This is a genomic window from Bradyrhizobium tropiciagri, from assembly GCF_018130505.1.
GTDB lineage: Bacteria > Pseudomonadota > Alphaproteobacteria > Rhizobiales > Xanthobacteraceae > Bradyrhizobium > Bradyrhizobium tropiciagri_B.
Map to the genome: position 1 here is coordinate 147,994 of NZ_JAFCKH010000005.1, position 14,678 is coordinate 162,671.

At 65.9% G+C, this 14,678-nt stretch carries 12 protein-coding genes; 11 read left to right on the forward strand and 1 reads right to left on the reverse strand.

Translation table 11 applies throughout. From position 1 onward, the window contains the following. Positions 1-28: 28 nt before the first annotated feature. Both JQ633_RS14335 and JQ633_RS14340 read left to right on the forward strand, forming a co-directional pair. Complete coding sequence (locus JQ633_RS14335) at positions 29-1,153, forward strand: M20 family metallopeptidase (protein WP_211985691.1); 1,125 nt, start codon at positions 29-31, stop codon at positions 1,151-1,153. Beyond that, on the forward strand, positions 1,150-1,893 hold the full coding sequence (locus tag JQ633_RS14340; RefSeq protein ID WP_211985692.1) for a tRNA (guanine(46)-N(7))-methyltransferase TrmB: 744 nt from the start codon (positions 1,150-1,152) through the stop codon (positions 1,891-1,893). The genes JQ633_RS14335 and JQ633_RS14340 overlap by 4 nt, the downstream gene beginning before the upstream one ends. Before the next feature lie 55 nt (positions 1,894-1,948). Here JQ633_RS14340 and JQ633_RS14345 read toward each other — a convergent pair whose 3' ends face one another. After that, positions 1,949-3,019: a DUF2336 domain-containing protein gene (locus tag JQ633_RS14345; protein ID WP_211985693.1), complete on the reverse strand. Its 1,071-nt coding sequence runs from the start codon at positions 3,017-3,019 to the stop codon at positions 1,949-1,951. Between the two features lie 329 nt (positions 3,020-3,348). Between JQ633_RS14345 and rimP the strand changes: the two genes are divergently transcribed. From rimP to JQ633_RS14390, 9 genes are all read left to right on the forward strand, one after another. Beyond that, complete coding sequence (rimP, locus tag JQ633_RS14350; RefSeq protein WP_211985694.1) at positions 3,349-4,113, forward strand: ribosome maturation factor RimP; 765 nt, start codon at positions 3,349-3,351, stop codon at positions 4,111-4,113. 3 nt (positions 4,114-4,116) lie between these two features. After that, positions 4,117-5,727 carry a transcription termination factor NusA gene (nusA, locus tag JQ633_RS14355; protein ID WP_211985695.1) on the forward strand — a complete coding sequence of 537 codons (1,611 nt, stop codon included), beginning with the start codon at positions 4,117-4,119 and terminating at the stop codon, positions 5,725-5,727. A gap of 15 nt (positions 5,728-5,742) precedes the next feature. Then, entirely contained in the window at positions 5,743-6,429 is a 687-nt protein-coding gene (locus tag JQ633_RS14360) for an RNA-binding protein (protein WP_211985696.1), read from the forward strand. 107 nt (positions 6,430-6,536) lie between these two features. After that, on the forward strand, positions 6,537-9,251 hold the full coding sequence (gene infB / locus JQ633_RS14365) for a translation initiation factor IF-2 (RefSeq protein WP_211985697.1): 2,715 nt from the start codon (positions 6,537-6,539) through the stop codon (positions 9,249-9,251). A gap of 170 nt (positions 9,252-9,421) precedes the next feature. Continuing rightward, on the forward strand, positions 9,422-9,832 hold the full coding sequence (gene rbfA, locus JQ633_RS14370; protein ID WP_211986060.1) for a 30S ribosome-binding factor RbfA: 411 nt from the start codon (positions 9,422-9,424) through the stop codon (positions 9,830-9,832). After that, positions 9,832-10,932, forward strand: coding sequence for a tRNA pseudouridine(55) synthase TruB (truB, locus tag JQ633_RS14375; RefSeq protein WP_211985698.1), 1,101 nt, complete (start codon positions 9,832-9,834; stop codon positions 10,930-10,932). The genes rbfA and truB overlap by 1 nt, the downstream gene beginning before the upstream one ends. Before the next feature lie 2 nt (positions 10,933-10,934). Next, on the forward strand, positions 10,935-11,204 hold the full coding sequence (gene rpsO, locus JQ633_RS14380; protein ID WP_211985699.1) for a 30S ribosomal protein S15: 270 nt from the start codon (positions 10,935-10,937) through the stop codon (positions 11,202-11,204). A gap of 290 nt (positions 11,205-11,494) precedes the next feature. Further along, positions 11,495-13,651, forward strand: a complete 2,157-nt coding sequence (pnp, locus tag JQ633_RS14385) for a polyribonucleotide nucleotidyltransferase (RefSeq protein ID WP_211985700.1) — start codon at positions 11,495-11,497, stop codon at positions 13,649-13,651. Between the two features lie 192 nt (positions 13,652-13,843). Then, the gene (locus JQ633_RS14390) at positions 13,844-14,581 is read left to right on the forward strand and encodes a superoxide dismutase (protein WP_211985701.1); all 738 of its coding nucleotides are present in this window, start codon (positions 13,844-13,846) and stop codon (positions 14,579-14,581) included. Positions 14,582-14,678 lie beyond the last annotated feature (97 nt).

Consider the following 14,678-nt stretch of genomic DNA (forward strand, 5'->3'; position numbering starts at 1 on the left):
AGCGAAATCACAGGCGGCGACAACAGACATGTCCAGTAACCCGTTTGCAGCGGCGGCGATCCTCGACGGCATCCGCCGCTGGGTCGAGATCGAGTCGCCGACCGAGCGTCCCGATCAGGTCAACAAGCTCGCCGATCTCGTCGCATCGGGTTATCGCGACCTGCCGGCCACGGTGGAGCGCATCAAGGGATGCGACGGCTGCGGCGATCATCTGGCGGTGCGCTCCTCCTGGGGCCAGGAGGCGCCGGGCATCCTGGTGCTCAGCCATCTCGACACCGTGCATCCGATGGGATTCATCGAACGGCTGCCGTTCAAGGTCGACGGCGATATCGCGTTCGGTCCCGGCATCTACGACATGAAAGGCGGCGCCTATCTCGCCTACCACGCGTTCGGCCAGATCTGCGCCGACGGCGCGCGATCGCCGCTCGGCATCACCCAGCTTTATGTCTCCGACGAGGAGATCGGCAGCCCGACCTCGCGGGAGCTGATCGAAGCCGAAGGACGCAAGGCGAAATATGTGCTGGTGACCGAGCCGGCGCGCGAGGGCGGCAAGATCGTCACCGGGCGCAAGGGCGTCGCGCGGTTCGACGTCGTCATCAAGGGCGTGCCGGCGCATGCGGGCACGCGGCCCGAGGACGGCCGCAGCGCGATCCGCGAGCTCGGCCATGTGATCCAGGCACTTGAGGCGATGAACGACCTCAAGCGCGGCGTCACCGTCAATGTCGGCGTCGTCCGCGGCGGCACCAAGCCGAACGTGATCGCGGAAGAGGCCACGGCGGAAGTCGACATGCGCGTGCCGACCATGGCCGACGCCGACGAACTGGTGCCGAAAATCCTCGGCCTGACGTCACGCACCGAGGGCGTCAGCGTCAAGGTCACCGGCGAACTGAATCGTCCGCCTTACGAGAAGAGCAATGCCGGCGCCGCGCTCTACGAGCACGCCAAGGAGCTTGCCGGCGAGCTCGGCTTCGAGCTGCTCGACGTCTTCACCGGCGGCGGCTCCGACGGCAATTTCACCGCGCCGCATACCGCGACGCTCGACGGCCTCGGCGTCGACGGCAAGGGCGCGCATACCCATTACGAACAGCTCTACATCTCGTCGCTCGAGCCGCGTGCGCGGCTGCTGTACCGGCTCTACCAGACGCTGCGATGAATTCGGCACCGCGCGACGCTGACGATCACGACGCACCCGACGACGGCGCGATGGCGCATTCGCGCGGATCGTTCTTCGGCCGGCGCAAGGGCCACAAGCTGCGCGCGCATCAGGCCGACCTGATCGGCAATCTGCTGCCGCATCTTTCGCTCGACATCGGCGCGCCGGCGCCCGACGCGCTGACCGAATTGTTCGATGACGGCACCGAGAATATCCGGCTCGAGATCGGCTTCGGCGGCGGCGAGCATCTGATCGCGGAGGCGCGGGCGTTTCCGATGACCGGCTTCATCGGCTGCGAGCCTTACGTCAACGGCATGGCGAAGATCCTGACGCAGATCGAAGCGTTCAACATCGGCAACATCCGCCTGTTCGCAGGCGACGCCGCCGAACTGCTGGCCTGGGCGCCGCCCCGTTCGCTCGCGCGCGTCGACCTGATCCATCCGGATCCGTGGCCGAAGCGGCGGCACTGGAAGCGGCGCTTCGTGCAGGATGCGACCGTCGCCGCAATGGCGCGCATCATCAAACCGGGCGGCGAATTCCGCTTCGTCAGCGACATCGACGATTACTGCGCCTGGACGCTGGCGCATCTGATGCGCTCGCCGGATTTCGCCTGGCTCGCCGAACGCGCGATCGACTGGCAGCAGCCCTGGCCCGACTACACCATGACGCGCTACGGTGCGAAGGCCGAGCGCGAAGGCCGCAAGGCGGCGTATCTGAGATTTCGACGCTTGCCGTGCTGATTGTCATTCCGGGGCGATGCGCTAGCATCGAACCCGGAACGACGCCAATCACCCCCTACCGCGACTTCCAGAAGTCCACGACGCGCTGTGCGGTCGACGGCATCAGGCGGACGAAATTCACCCGCGCGCCTTCGATGTCGGCCGGCGACGGGATGCGGTTGGGCCCGAGCCGCATCAGGATCAGCGCGCGCACGGTCGGCCATTCGAAGCCGAGCGTCTTGCTCGCGATCAGGATCGGATCGTAGCGGTCGCCGGAGATCAGGCGGTCGAGCGTGACGATCTTCACGGCGGTCATCGCGGCAAGCGTCGCGACGCATTCCTCGTATTTGAAAGCCTTTGCAAAGCCGAGCAGCGCGGCCTCGTTGAGCTGGCCGGCGCGATGCAGCGCCAGGATGGCACGCTGCGCCTCGACGAAATCACGCCCCGCGACCGGTGGGATCGCGCCTTCGAGCTCGCTCATCGCAAGCTTGATCTCGGACTGCCGCTCCGGCTTGACGACGTCGAACAGGCGCCGCCGGATCACGTCGAGCGTGCCCGCCAGCAGGCCTTTCAGATGATCGGGCGGCAGATCGTCGCGGCGGCCGATCTTCAGCGTCAGCACGCCGTCCTGGCCGGCGCGACGGATGATCGCGGCGAAGCCGCCGTCGGAGAATGCCGCGCCGGCATTGCCGGCCGCGCACCTGACCACATCGCGGTCGCCGCGACGGACCATGACGTCGGTCAGCGCGGTCGAGAGCTTGGCCCGCTCCGCCATGGCGAGCAGATGACCCTGGCCCTTGGAATGGGCGATCTCGATCAGCACGGGATCGGTGATGACGGGGGATTTGCGCAGCAGCGGGCCGGCGATCGCGATCTCGTCCTCATGGGCGAGCTGGCCCACCAGCTGCCGCGGCGCATTGGCAAGCAGCGCCAGCCGTTCGGCGAGATCGACCCGTGCCGCCAGTTCGGCATGCGGAACCAGGCTCGTCAGCACACCGTCGAACAGGTCGACATGATCGGGACGGAACCGGGCAACCCCCTGAAAAAACAGCTCGCTGACCCGTCGCGCGGCCTCGGCGCGGCGCTTGGGGTCGCCGCGGCTAACGATATCTGCGAGTTCCGGGATCAGTGCCGGGGCCGTGGTCATACGTCCGTCCAAACCGGCGGCCTGTGCCGGTTTTCGCGGCAATCTAAGGTCCCGTTCGTAAACGGAGTGTTAGATCGTGCGCCGCCCCGGATGCGCGGCAAATCCGGCCGAACAGGGCCGGAAGGCCTTGCCCGACCGCGGCAAAAGGGCTATATCCCTCGCAACTTATGGTATCTCATACGATCGCGTAGGAGAGTGGGCCCCCCGGGACCCGCTCTTTTTTATTACCCGAGGGGACCGGCGAGGCCAGGCGCCATTCGGGTAGCGTTAGCGGCCAGTTAAGGCCGCAGATCCAACACGACAGACCTCAGACGCCTTTGACGCTTGCTATGACCGATCCGACCGCCACGCCCGTGGACACCGAACTTCTCGCCGAGCCGAGGCTCGTCGTCGAGCCGGGAGCCGCGGCGCGCGTCGCTGCGGTCGCGGTGCCGGTGCTGCAGGGCATGGGCTATCGGCTGGTGCGCATCAAGGTGTCGGGCGATGCCGGCTGCACCGTGCAGATCATGGCGGAGCGGCCCGACGGCTCGATGCAGCTCGAGGATTGCGAGGCGATCTCGCGCGCGCTGTCGCCGGTGCTCGACGTCGCCGATCCGATCGAGCGCGCCTATCGCCTCGAAATCTCCTCGCCCGGCATCGACCGCCCGCTGGTGCGCCGCTCCGACTTCGAGCGTTACACGGGCCATCTTGTGAAGATCGAGATGGCGGTGGCGCATCAGGGCCGCAAGCGGTTCCGCGGCGTGCTCGCCGGTGTCGAGGACAACGCCGTGCGCGTGCGGCGTGACGATCCGCGTCCGGGCGAAGACGCCGACGTCCTCCTCGTGATGGAGGACATCTCCGAGGCGCGGCTGGTGCTGACCGACGAGCTGATCGAGGAATCGATGCGCCGCGGCAAGGCCGCCGAACGCGAGCTGCGCCGCGAACTCGGCCTCGCGCCGCCGCAGCCGGCGCACGCGAAGAAGAGCGATCCGGCCAAGAGCCAGAAGCCGAAGGCCAAGCCCGGCAAGAAGCCGGCCCCGACCAACACCAAACAACACCGCCTCGCCGCCGAACGCGCGCGCCGGGGCGAGATCGATCCATCCGAAGGAGACTAAGCCATGGCAGTCAGCGCCAACAAACTCGAACTGCTGCAGATCGCAGACGCAGTTGCGCGCGAGAAGTCGATTGACCGCTCCATCGTGATCGCGGCGATGGAAGACGCCATCGCCAAGGCCGCCCGCGCCCGCTACGGCAGCGAAACCGACATCCATGCCGAGATCGACGCCAAGAAGGGCGAGCTCCGGCTGACCCGCCACATGCTCGTCGTCGAAGTCGTCGAGAACGCCTCCAACCAGATTTCGCTGCATGATGCGCAGCGCGCCAATCCGGGCGCCCAGGTCGGCGACACCATCGCCGACACGCTGCCGCCGCTGGAATATGGCCGTATCGCCGCGCAGTCCGCCAAGCAGGTGATCGTGCAGAAGGTGCGCGAGGCCGAGCGCGACCGGCAGTATCAGGAGTTCAAGGACCGCATCGGCGACATCGTCAACGGCATCGTCAAGCGCGTCGAATACGGCAGCGTGATCGTCGACCTCGGCCGCGGCGAGGCGATCATCCGCCGCGACGAGATGCTGCCGCGCGAGGTGTTCCGCAACGGCGACCGCGTCCGCGCCTACATCTTCGACGTCCGCCGCGAGACCCGCGGCCCGCAGATCTTCCTGTCGCGCACCCATCCGCAGTTCATGGCAAAGCTGTTCGCGCAGGAAGTGCCCGAGATCTACGACGGCATCGTCGAGATCAAGGCGGTGGCCCGCGATCCCGGCTCGCGCGCCAAGATCGGCGTGATCTCGCGCGATTCCTCGGTCGACCCGGTCGGCGCCTGCGTCGGCATGCGCGGCTCGCGCGTGCAGGCCGTGGTCAACGAGCTGCAGGGCGAGAAGATCGACATCATCCCGTGGTCGCCCGACATCGCGACCTTCGTCGTCAACGCGCTGGCGCCGGCTGAAGTCGCCAAGGTCGTGATCGACGAAGAGCGCGAACGCATCGAGGTCGTGGTGCCCGACACCAACAACCAGCTCTCGCTGGCGATCGGCCGCCGCGGCCAGAACGTCCGCCTCGCCTCGCAGCTGACCGGCTGGGACATCGACATCCTGACCGAGCAGGAAGAGTCGGAGCGCCGCCAGGCTGACTTCGAGAACTCGACCCGCGTGTTCATGGAAGCGCTCAATGTCGACGAGGTGGTGGGGCAGCTGCTCGCCTCCGAAGGCTTCACCTCGGTCGAGGAACTCGCGCTGGTCGACGTCAAGGAACTGGCCGGCATCGAGGGCTTCGACGAGGAGACCGCCACCGAGCTGCAGACCCGCGCCCGCGAATATCTCGAGCAGCTCGAGGCCGAGCTGGAAGCCAAGCGCAAGGAGCTCGGCGTCGAGGACGACATGAAGGACGTGCCCGGCATGACCGGCAAGATGCTGGTGAAGCTCGGCGAGAACGACGTGAAGTCGGTCGAGGACCTCGCCGGCTGCGCCACTGACGATTTGGTCGGCTGGACCGAGCGCAAGGAAGGCAGCGAGCCGACCAAGCATGCCGGGTTCCTCGACGGCATCGAGATATCGCGCGACGAGGCCGAGGCCATGATCATGCAGGCCCGCGTCAAGGCCGGCTGGATCACCGAGGCCGACCTCGCCAAACCGGCCGAGGAAGCCGAGGCCGCCGAAGAACCGGCAGCCTAAGGAGATGGCCCGCGGATGCTCGCAGCAATTGACCCCGATCTCGACGATGGGCCGCGGACACAGAAGTCCGCGACCACGCGGATGTGCGCGGTCAGCCGCGAGGTGCATCCGATCGACGAGCTGATCCGGTTCGTCGTCGCCCCCGGCGGCGAGGTGGTCGCGGATCTCAAGCGCAAGCTGCCGGGCCGCGGATTATGGGTTTCCGCATCGCGGCGAAGCGTTGCGGAAGCCGTCCGCCGTCACCAATTTAGCAAGGGATTCAAGCGCGATGTCCGCGTCGCGCCGACCCTTCCCAGCGACACCGAGGCACTCCTGGTCCGTAGCGTCACCGAGGCGCTGGCGATGGCCGCCAAGGCCGGCCAGGTGGTTTCGGGCTTCGGCAAGGTCGAGGACGCACTCAACCGGAGCGAAACCGCAGCCCTGATCCACGCTTCCGACGGCGCCGCCGACGGAATCCGCAAATTGGACGCGATCCTGCGGCAAAGGGACGGAAAACGTGGTGAATCGTCGGTAATACCCGTCGTCAATGTTTTGACGTCGGCAGAATTGGATTTGGCACTTGGGCGGTCAAATGTGATACATGCTGCGCTGCTCGCGGGCCCGGCGAGCAAGACGTTCCTGTCGCGCTGCCAGATGCTGGTCCGATACCGGATGGCCGACGACGACAAGACCGCCGAAGCGGCCAGAAATTCCAGAGCGTGATTCAGGAAGGCGGACGCCCGTCTTTCCGATCGGATCATGCTCAGCAAAGACGAACGTTGAGGGATTTGTGCGGAAAACGCACAACGAAACGAGATTAGGACTGCTGAATGGTTGATACGAAGACCCCTGGCGACAAGACTTTGAGTGTCCCAAGCAAGACGCTGTCGCTGAAGCCGCGCGTCGAGACGGGCACCGTGCGCCAGAGCTTCAGCCATGGCCGGAGCAAGCAGGTCGTGGTCGAGAAGCGCGGCAAGCGCCGCATCGGCGGCGACGGCCCCGAACCGCATGCCCCGGAACCCGTGGTTGCAAAGCCCGCGGCGCCCGCGCCGAGGCCGCCGCTCGGCCGCCCGCCGCAGAACCAGCAACAGCGCAACACCCGCTCCGGTGTGGTGCTGCCGACCCTGACCGAGGACGAGCGTTCGGCCCGCGCCAGCGCGCTGGCCGATGCACGGCAGCGCGACATCGAAGAGCGCCGACAGGCCGAAGAGGAAGCCAAGCGCCGCGCCGCGCGCGAGGCGGCCGAGAAGGTCGAGCGCGAGGCCGCCGAAGCGCGCCGCAAGGCCGAAGAAGAGCGCCATCGCCACGAGGAAGAGGCCAAGCGCAAGGCCGAGGTCGAAGCCAAGCGCCGCTTTGGTGAAGGCGAGGCCAAGCCGGGCGCCCCCGCTGCCGCCGCGCCGGCGGCAAGGCCTGCCGCGGCTTCGTCGGCGCCGGCACGGCCCGCGACATCTGCTCCGGCACGCCCCGCGACATCCGCGCCCGGCCGTACGACCACGACCACCACCGCACGCACGCCGGCTGGCGCGCCGCGTCCGCCGGCCGTTGCGGCCGAGGCGGATGAGGATGAGGGTCCGCGTCTGGTGCGCCGCCCCGGCGGTGCGATCCGCCCGGCAGCCGCGCCGAAGACGACCCACAAGCCCGGTCCGCAGAAGGAGCGTGGCCGCCTCACCGTGACCACGGCGCTCAACGCCGACGACGTGCGCGAGCGTTCGATCGCCTCGTTCCGCCGCCGCACCCAGCGCCTGAAGGGCCACGCGTCGAACGAGCCGAAGGAAAAGCTGATCCGCGAAGTCACCATTCCGGAAGCGATCACGATCCAGGAACTCGCCAACCGCATGTCCGAGCGGGCGGTCGACGTCATCCGCATGCTGATGAAGCAGGGCGCGATGCACAAGATCACCGACGTGATCGACGCCGACACCGCGCAGCTGATCGCCGAAGAGCTCGGCCACAGCGTCAAGCGCGTCGCCGCGTCTGACGTCGAAGAAGGCCTGTTCGACGTCGTCGACGATTCCACCGATACCGAGCCGCGTTCGCCGGTGGTCACCGTCATGGGCCACGTCGACCACGGCAAGACCTCGCTGCTCGACGCGCTGCGCCACGCCAACGTGGTGTCCGGCGAAGCCGGCGGCATCACCCAGCATATCGGCGCCTATCAGGTGCTGTCGCCCGAGAGCGGCACCAAGATCACCTTCATCGACACGCCCGGCCACGCCGCGTTCACCGCGATGCGCGCCCGCGGCGCCAAGGTCACCGACATCGTCGTGCTGGTGGTCGCGGCCGATGACGGCGTGATGCCGCAGACGATCGAGGCGATCAACCACGCCAAGGCGGCCAAGGTGCCGATGATCGTGGCGATCAACAAGATCGACAAGCCCGATGCGCGACCGGAGCGCGTGCGCACCGAGCTGCTGCAGCACGAGGTGCAGGTTGAATCGCTCGGCGGCGACGTCGTCGACGTCGAGGTTTCGGCGAAGAACAAGACCAATCTCGACCGGCTGCTCGAGATGATCGCGCTGCAGGCCGAAATCCTCGACCTGAAGACCAATTCGGAGCGTCCGGCGGAAGGCACCGTGATCGAAGCCAAGCTCGATCGCGGCCGCGGTCCGGTCGCGACCGTGCTGGTGCAGCGCGGCACGCTGCGCATCGGCGACATCATCGTCGCCGGCGCCGAGATGGGCCGCGTCCGTGCGCTGATCTCCGACCAGGGCGAGAATCTCGACGAGGCCGGCCCGTCCGTGCCGGTCGAGGTGCTCGGCTTCAACGGCCCGCCGGAAGCCGGCGACCGTCTCGCTGTCGTCGAGAACGAAGCCCGCGCCCGCCAGGTCACGAGCTACCGTGCGCACCAGAAGCGCGAGAATGCCGCCGCCTCGATCTCCGGCATGCGCGGCTCGCTCGAGCAGATGATGTCGCAGCTGAAGACCGCGGGCCGCAAGGAGTTCCCGCTGATCGTGAAGGCCGACGTGCAGGGCTCGCTGGAAGCGATCCTGGGCTCGCTGGAGAAGCTCGGCACCGACGAAGTCGCCGCGCGCATCCTGCATGCCGGCGTCGGCGGCATCTCGGAGTCCGACGTCACGCTGGCGGAAGGCTTCAACGCCGCGATCATCGGCTTCTCGGTCCGCGCCAACAAGGAAGCGGCCGCCGCGGCCAAGCGCAACGGCATCGAGATCCGCTACTACAACATCATCTACGATCTGGTGGATGACATCAAAAAGGCGATGTCCGGCCTGCTCGCGCCGACCCTGCGCGAGACCATGCTGGGCAACGCGCAGATCCTGGAAGTGTTCAACATTTCCAAGGTCGGCAAGGTCGCAGGCTGCCGCGTCACCGACGGCACCGTGGAACGCGGTGCCAATGTGCGCCTGATCCGCGACAACGTCGTGGTGCACGAAGGCAAGCTGTCGACGCTGAAGCGCTTCAAGGATGAAGTGAAGGAAGTGGTCGCCGGCCAGGAGTGCGGCATGGCATTCGAGAACTACGGCGACATGCGTGTCGGCGATGTGATCGAGTGTTACCGCGTCGAGACGATCCAGCGCTCTCTGTAAGTCCAAATCTTACGAAGCGCAGATCTTACGAAGAGTCTGGGTCCATTTAACTGAACATGCGACGGCGTGGCCGGGCTTTGCTCCGGCCACCCGCGCATTGCCTGAATTGAAAGCTAGGACATTGTCAGCCCGCGGCGAAGCCGGCGGGCGTGACGGTTTTGGAAGACATCATGCCCCGTCAAAAGAAGAGTTCCACTCCGGGTGGCTCACAACGTCAGCTACGCGTCGGCGAGACGGTACGCCATGCGGTTGCCGAGATTCTGTCGCAGGGTGACGTCCACGATCCGGATCTCGAAGGCCACATCATCACCGTTCCCGAGGTGCGTATGTCGCCGGACCTGAAGCTCGCGACGATCTACGTGATGCCGCTCGGCGGCCGCGACACCGAGACCGTGATCGCAGCGCTCGACCGCAACAAGAAATTCCTTCGCGGCGAGATCGCGCACCGCGTCAACCTGAAATTTGCACCTGACATCCGCTTCCGCGTCGATGAGCGATTCGACGAGGCGGAACGGATCGAGAAACTCCTGCGAACACCTGCGGTGCAGCGCGACCTTGCACCCGATTCGGACGACGAGTGATGACTGTGATGACGACCAGCAGCGTAGACGGCAAGGCTGCCGAGCCGCCTGACGCTGACATCTTTTCCGGACCGCGCACCGACGAGCCGCGGCGCACCAACAACGACCCCCGCCAGAAGCAGGGCAAGCAGAATCAGCAGCCGCGCCGTGACAAGCGCGACGTGCACGGCTGGGTGGTGCTCGACAAGCCGATCGGCATGACCTCGACCCACGCGGTCGCCGTGCTCAAGCGCCTGTTCCAGGCCAAGCGCGCCGGCCATGCCGGCACGCTCGATCCGCTCGCTTCCGGCGGCCTGCCGATCGCGCTGGGCGAAGCTACCAAGACGGTTCCGTTCGTGATGGACGGCCGCAAGCGCTACCGTTTCACGGTGTGCTGGGGCGAGGAGCGCGACACCGACGACACCGAGGGACGCGCGGTCAGGACCAGCCCGGACCGTCCGACCGCCGAGCAGATCCGCGAGCTGCTGCCGCGCTTCACCGGGCTGATCGAGCAGATCCCGCCGCAATATTCGGCGATCAAGGTGCAGGGCGAGCGCGCCTACGACTTGGCGCGCGACGGCGAGACCGTCGACCTGAAGCCCCGCCCGGTCGAGATTCACGAATTAATCCTTGTGGAACATGGCGATAACGGCCAGTCCGTGTTCGAGGCGGAATGCGGCAAGGGAACCTATGTGCGGGCGCTGGCCCGCGATATGGGCCGGATTCTGGGCTGTTTCGGCCATATCTGCGCTCTCCGGCGGACCATTGTCGGCCCATTTACCGAAGCGGACATGATTCCGCTGGAACAGTTGGAGGCTTTATGCAATAGAGCCGCGTCTGGCGAGGGCAGCCTCGCCGACGCGCTTTTGCCCGTTGAGACCGCGCTGGACGACATCCCGGCACTGGCCGTCACACGGGCTGATGCGGCAAGGCTCCATCGGGGCCAGGCCGTTTTGTTGCGCGGACGGGATGCGCCCAATAGTAGCGGCACAGTCTATGTCACGGTGGCAGGCCGACTTCTCGCGCTTGCCGAAATTGGCAATGGCGAACTCATCCCCAAGCGCGTGTTCAACCTGAACGGACTGACTGCCAGTTCCGCTCGCAACCAAGAAAGCAAGTGACGATGTCGATTACCGCGCAACGCAAAGCGGAAGTCATCCAGACGAATGCCACCAAAGCCGGCGACACCGGCTCGCCTGAGGTCCAGGTCGCGATCCTGTCGGAACGCATCAACAACCTCACCGAGCACTTCAAGAGCCACGTGAAGGACAACCATTCACGCCGCGGCCTGCTGAAGCTCGTGTCGACGCGCCGTTCTTTGCTCGACTACATCAAGCGCAAGGACGAGGCGCGTTACAAGGCGCTGCTTGAAAAGCACAACATCCGTCGTTGATTTCAAGAAGCACGCGCGCGCGGTTCGCGCGCGTTTTCGCATGATTTTCCGGAACGCGGACTTTCGAATTGTCGAAAGATGATCATGCGCACTAGCGTTCAGCAGCAATCCGGCCGCTGGACGGGGCAAGATGCCCAGATGACCGAAAGGATGGACGCCATCCGAAGCCCGAAGACCATGGCAGGATCGCCGGATACTGGTCGCGAATGCGCATCAGTGTCTCGCCGTCTTGGCATGGTCTTTGTGTTTCTGGGCTCCGTGCTTTCGTGAAACCATGAAAGAAGACCGAAATGTTCAATACGCATTCCGTCGAGATCGACTGGGGTGGACGTCCCCTCAAACTTGAGACCGGCAAGATCGCCCGCCAGGCCGACGGCGCCGTGATGGCGACCTATGGCGAGACCGTGGTGCTCGCCACCGTCGTCGCCGCCAAGGCGCCGCGCGAAGGCGTCGACTTCCTGCCGCTCACCGTCGACTACCAGGAGAAGACCTATGCCGCGGGCCGCATTCCCGGCGGCTATTTCAAGCGCGAGGGCCGTCCGACCGAGAAGGAGACGCTGGTCTCCCGCCTGATCGACCGCCCGATCCGTCCGCTGTTCGTCGACGGCTGGCGCAACGAGACCCAGGTGATCGTCACCGTTCTCTCGCACGACATGGAGAACGATCCGGACATCGTGTCGCTGGTGGCCGCGTCCGCGGCGCTGACGCTGTCCGGTGCGCCGTTCAAGGGCCCGATCGGCGCAGCGCGCGTCGGCTTCGCCAATGACGAGTTCATCCTCAACCCGACGCTGGACGAGATGACCGAGACCCAGCTCGACCTCGTCGTCGCCGGCACCGCCGACGCCGTGCTGATGGTCGAGTCGGAAGCCAAGGAGCTCAACGAAGAGGTGATGCTCGGCGCGGTCATGTTCGGCCACCGCCACTTCCAGCCGGTGATCAATGCGATCATCGAGCTCGCGGAGAAGGCCGCCAAGGAGCCGCGCGACGTCACCACGATCGACAATACGGAGATCGAGAAGGAGATGCTCGGCATCGCCGAGCAGGAGCTGCGCAGCGCCTATGCGATCCCGGTGAAGCAGGAACGCTATGCCGCGGTCGGCGCCGTCAAGGAGAAGGTGCTGGCGCACTTCTTCCCCGAAGGCCAGGAGCCGAAATACGACAAGCTGCGCGTCGCCGGCGTGTTCAAGGAGCTCGAAGCCAAGATCGTCCGCTGGAACATCCTCGATACCGGCAAGCGCATCGACGGCCGCGACGTCAAGACCGTGCGCAACATCCTGGCCGAGGTCGGCGTGCTGCCGCGCGCTCACGGCTCGGCGCTGTTCACCCGCGGTGAGACCCAGGCGATGGTCGTGACCACGCTCGGCACCGGCGAGGACGAGCAGTACATCGACGCGCTGTCGGGGACGTACAAGGAAACGTTCCTGCTGCACTACAACTTCCCGCCCTACTCTGTCGGCGAGACCGGCCGTCTCGGCGGCACCAAGCGCCGCGAGGTCGGCCACGGCAAGCTCGCCTGGCGCGCGATCCACCCGGTGCTGCCGCCGCATCACGAGTTCCCGTACACCGTGCGCGTGGTCTCCGAGGTCACCGAGTCGAACGGCTCGTCCTCGATGGCCTCGGTCTGCGGCGCCTCGCTGTCGCTGATGGATGCCGGCGTGCCGCTGAAGCGGCCGACCGCTGGTATCGCGATGGGCCTGATCCTGGAAGGTTCGCGCTTTGCGGTGCTGTCGGACATCCTCGGTGACGAGGATCATCTCGGCGACATGGACTTCAAGGTCGCCGGCACCGACCAGGGCATCACCTCGCTGCAGATGGACATCAAGATCGAGGGCATCACCGAGGAGATCATGAAGGTTGCGCTTGGCCAGGCCAAGGAAGGGCGCATCCACATCCTCGGCGAGATGGCCAAGGCCTTGACCGCGGCCCGCGCCGAGCTCGGCGAATACGCGCCGCGCATCGAGACCTTCAAGATCGCCACCGACAAGATCCGCGAAGTGATCGGCACCGGCGGCAAGGTGATCCGCGAGATCGTCGAGAAGACCGGCGCCAAGGTCAACATCGAGGACGACGGCACCGTGAAGGTCGCCTCCAACGACGGCGAGGCGATGAAGGCCGCCATCAAGTGGATCAAGTCGATCGCCTCCGATCCGGAGGTCGGCCAGATCTATGAGGGCACCGTCGTCAAGGTGATGGAGTTCGGCGCCTTCGTGAACTTCTTCGGCGCCAAGGACGGCCTCGTCCACATCAGCCAGCTCGCGGCCAACCGCGTGCAGAAGACCTCCGACGTCGTCAAGGAAGGCGACAAGGTCAAGGTCAAGCTGCTCGGCTTCGACGACCGCGGCAAGACCCGCCTGTCGATGAAGGCGGTGGACCAGGAGACCGGCGAGGATCTCGAAGCCAAGCCGAAGACCGACGCCCCGGCGCCGCGCGAAGCCGCCGGCGAGTAAGATCTGGAATCTGAGTGTTGCGAAAGGGCGGCCGAAAGGCCGCCCTTTTTCTGTTTGCGCGGATGTGTCGTAAGATCACCGGCCGCTGATCGGCGCGCATGGTTTTGACCCGACATTGTGACCGGCGCCGTTGGAACCTGGTCACAGATTGGGCCTAACATCAGGACGCTTCCAACACATGGAGAAATCACGATGTCATCGATGTCCCGACGCCGCCTGATCATCGCAGCCGGCAGCATCGCCGCGGCCACTAGCGTTTCCTCACGCGCGGCATTTGCGCAGGCGACGGCGCAGGCTCCGGCCGGACCCTTCAAGGTTGATCCGCTGCCTTATCCGACATCCGCGCTGGAGCCGCACATCGATGCCAAGACGATGGAGATCCATCACGACAAGCATCATCAGGCCTATGTCACCAACCTGAACGGTTTTGCGAAGGATCATCCCGAGATCGCCGCGAAGCCGATCACCGAAGTGCTCGCCAGTCTCAACAGCGTGCCTGAAGCGATCCGCACCGGCGTGCGCAACAACATGGGCGGCCACGCCAACCACACGATGTTCTGGCAGATCATGGGACCGAACGGCGGCAAGCCTGACGGCGAGGTGCTCGCGGCGATCGACCGCGACCTCGGCGGCATGGAGAAACTGCAGGCCGATTTCAACGCCGCCGGCGGGCGCGTGTTCGGCTCGGGCTGGGTGTTCGTCACGGTGGCCAAGGACGGCAAGCTCGCGCTGGAGACACGTCCGAACCAGGACAGCCCGATCATGGACGGCAAGCGCGCACTGCTCGGCAACGATGTCTGGGAGCACGCCTATTACCTGACCTACCAGAACCGCCGGCCGGATTATCTCAAGGCGTGGTGGAATACGGTGAACTGGAAGGCAATCGCGGACCGTTACGCGGCGGCAAAGGCCGGCACGCTCGGCGTATGAGTCCAACGTAGCCCGGATGAAGCGCAGCGCAATCCGGGACAGACGCAGTTGCGGAACGAGCTCCCCGGATTTCGCTTCGCTCCATCCGGGCTACGAA

What these genes read in the sequence shown, in the direction of transcription:
- JQ633_RS14335 (WP_211985691.1), top strand. Translation starts at nt 29, where the DNA reads ATGTCCAGTAACCCGTTTGCAGCGGCGGCGATCCTCGACGGCATCCGC.
- JQ633_RS14340 (WP_211985692.1), top strand. Translation starts at nt 1,150, where the DNA reads ATGAATTCGGCACCGCGCGACGCTGACGATCACGACGCACCCGACGAC.
- JQ633_RS14345 (WP_211985693.1), bottom strand. Translation starts at nt 3,019, where the DNA reads ATGACCACGGCCCCGGCACTGATCCCGGAACTCGCAGATATCGTTAGC.
- rimP (WP_211985694.1), top strand. Translation starts at nt 3,349, where the DNA reads ATGACCGATCCGACCGCCACGCCCGTGGACACCGAACTTCTCGCCGAG.
- nusA (WP_211985695.1), top strand. Translation starts at nt 4,117, where the DNA reads ATGGCAGTCAGCGCCAACAAACTCGAACTGCTGCAGATCGCAGACGCA.
- JQ633_RS14360 (WP_211985696.1), top strand. Translation starts at nt 5,743, where the DNA reads ATGCTCGCAGCAATTGACCCCGATCTCGACGATGGGCCGCGGACACAG.
- infB (WP_211985697.1), top strand. Translation starts at nt 6,537, where the DNA reads ATGGTTGATACGAAGACCCCTGGCGACAAGACTTTGAGTGTCCCAAGC.
- rbfA (WP_211986060.1), top strand. Translation starts at nt 9,422, where the DNA reads ATGCCCCGTCAAAAGAAGAGTTCCACTCCGGGTGGCTCACAACGTCAG.
- truB (WP_211985698.1), top strand. Translation starts at nt 9,832, where the DNA reads ATGACTGTGATGACGACCAGCAGCGTAGACGGCAAGGCTGCCGAGCCG.
- rpsO (WP_211985699.1), top strand. Translation starts at nt 10,935, where the DNA reads ATGTCGATTACCGCGCAACGCAAAGCGGAAGTCATCCAGACGAATGCC.
- pnp (WP_211985700.1), top strand. Translation starts at nt 11,495, where the DNA reads ATGTTCAATACGCATTCCGTCGAGATCGACTGGGGTGGACGTCCCCTC.
- JQ633_RS14390 (WP_211985701.1), top strand. Translation starts at nt 13,844, where the DNA reads ATGTCATCGATGTCCCGACGCCGCCTGATCATCGCAGCCGGCAGCATC.